This is a genomic window from Streptomyces sp. NPDC002536 (assembly GCF_053594995.1).
The window spans coordinates 1-2,183 of sequence record NZ_JBSFWU010000239.1; the positions used below are offsets into that span (position 1 = coordinate 1).

Below are 2,183 nucleotides of genomic sequence, written 5' to 3' on the forward strand. Positions count from 1 at the left end.
CGGGCCGGGCTGCGGCCGCAGCCCGGCCAGAACCCCTGGACAGCGTCGCCTCCCCGACCACAACCGGCCGGGTGGCGGGCCGGGAACGGCAACCGTGCGGCGGCCGCCCCACCTGGCCCGGTCAGCGATGCCCGGAGAAGATCTCTTTCACTTCGCGCAGCACGTAAAGAACGAGGACGTAACCGGCGACAGGGTCCGCCCACCACCTGCCGAGCGCGGTGTTGAGCGCCAGGCCGAGCAGGACGGCTGCATCTCAAGGGCCCGTTGCACGGCGGCGCCAACGAAGCCGTGATGCACATGCTGAACGAGATCGGCGACCCGCGGCGTGCGGAGGAATGGCTGGACGAAGCGCTGGCCGCCAAGCTCAAGATCATGGGCTTCGGGCATCGCGTCTACAAGCACGGCGACTCCCGCGTCCCGCTCATGCAGGAGGCCACGGACCGGCTCGTCACCCGTGCCGGCGACCCTGAGGCGAGCCGACTGGCCACGCTGCACGCGGCGCTCCGCTGCGCTGTGATCAACCGCAAGGGCATCCACCCCAACCTCGATTACCCGGCGGGCCTGGCGTACCACCTGATGGGCTTCGACATCCCCGCCTTCACCCCGCTCTTCGTGATGAGCAGGATCACGGGCTGGACCGCGCACATCACCGAGCAACTCGGCCACAACGCGCTGATCCGTCCCCTGGGCGCCTACAACGGCCCGGAGCAACGACCGGTCCCCGCCTGACGATTCACGTCGTCGGTCCGGCGGTGGAGAGGCTGTCGAGGAGGGTGGCGATCTCCGGGCCGCGAAGGCTGTAGCGGACGACGCGGCCGTCCTTTTCGGCCAGTACGGTGCCGGAGGCGCGCAGCAGGCGCAGGGCCTGGGAGACGGCGGTGTCCCTGATGCCGGTGGCGAGGGCGAGGTCGGACACGGCGATGGGGCCGGCCCGGTGCAGGGCGAGCAGCAGGGAAAGCCGCCCGGGGTCGGAGAGCAGAGCGAATCGTTCCGCCCAGGCGCGTACCTGCGCATGGTCACCGATGCCCTCGATGGCGTTGCAGACCGTGTGCTCGTCGATGGCGCTGCGGTGCGCACGCTCCTCGGGGATCAGATGCATGATCCCATCCTTACCCGTTGCAGTGGAAGAAATCGACACCTGCATACCTTTGCAGGCTTGTAGTGAATACTTCTCGGCCAATACGGTGTTCCCGCCGTGGTGTTCGGGAAGACCGGTGCGAAACCGGAGCGGCCCTCGCCACTGTGATCGGGAAGCTGACGCACCACCACCCCGCGCGAGCGGGAAGGCCACGGGGCACCTCGCCCTGGAAGGCCGGTGCGACAGCGTTCGACCCGTCAGCCAGGAGACCGGCCACGGCGCCGCATGATGACCATCCACGAGGTGCTGGAGAGGCGGCCGCGACATGCCCCTGCCCAAAAACGCTCCCCCGCCGTCCGTCGCCGACGCAGTGGCCGTCCCGGCCACTCCGGTGATCCGCTGGGAACGCAAGGACTGGATACGCACCGGCGGGCTGATGGCGGTGATAGCCGCCCTCCACGTCGTCGCCTTCGGGATTCTGGTGGCCATGGTGGCCCCGTACCACTACACCGTCGGCAAGCAGGTCTTCGGTGTCGGCCTCGGCGTCACCGCCTATACCCTCGGCATGCGGCACGCGTTCGACGCCGACCACATCGCCGCCATCGACAACACCACCCGCAAGCTGATGGCCGACGGCAAACGCCCGATATCGGTGGGCTTCTGGTTCGCCCTCGGCCACTCCACCATCGTCGTCGTCCTCGCCGGCCTCATCTCCGCCGGAGCCAAGGTCGCGGGTACGCTCACCAACGACAACTCAAGTGCGCACCAGACCCTCGGCGTGGTCAGCACCTCGGTCTCCGGGGGCTTCCTCTACCTCATCGCCGCGCTCAATCTGGTCTCCCTGACCGGCATTCACCGCGTCTTCAAGGCCATGCGCGCCGGGCAGTTCGACGAGTCCGAGCTGCAAAAGCACCTCGACAACCGCGGGTTCCTCAACCGCATCCTCGGCCGCCTCACCAAGTCCATCACGCGGCCCGGCCAGATGTACCCGGTCGGCCTGCTGTTCGGTATCGGCTTCGACACCGCCACCGAGGTCACCCTGATGGTGATGGCGGGCAGCGGCGCGGCCGCCGGCCTGCCCTGGTACGCGATCCTGTGCCTGCCG

At 68.7% G+C, this 2,183-nt stretch carries 2 protein-coding genes, 1 pseudogene and 1 riboswitch; of the genes and pseudogenes, 2 read left to right on the plus strand and 1 reads right to left on the minus strand.

Annotation, left to right across the window (positions count from 1 at the left end; all coding sequences use genetic code 11):
* Positions 1 to 252 precede the first annotated feature (252 nt).
* A pseudogene (locus ACWD4B_RS35685) lies at positions 253 to 729 on the plus strand (citrate/2-methylcitrate synthase); the annotation flags it as partial.
* Between the two features lie 4 nt (positions 730 to 733).
* Here ACWD4B_RS35685 and ACWD4B_RS35690 read toward each other — a convergent pair.
* Positions 734 to 1,099 (minus strand): ArsR/SmtB family transcription factor, encoded by a 366-nt coding sequence (locus tag ACWD4B_RS35690; RefSeq protein WP_451424668.1) that lies wholly within the window; start codon positions 1,097 to 1,099, stop codon positions 734 to 736.
* Positions 1,100 to 1,179: 80 nt separating this feature from the next.
* A riboswitch (cobalamin riboswitch) is annotated at positions 1,180 to 1,370 on the plus strand.
* A 33-nt stretch (positions 1,371 to 1,403) separates the two neighbouring features.
* On the opposite strand from ACWD4B_RS35690, the gene ACWD4B_RS35695 reads away from it, so the two are divergent.
* On the plus strand, positions 1,404 to 2,183 hold a 780-nt coding region (locus ACWD4B_RS35695; protein WP_451424669.1), incomplete at its 3' end, for a HoxN/HupN/NixA family nickel/cobalt transporter.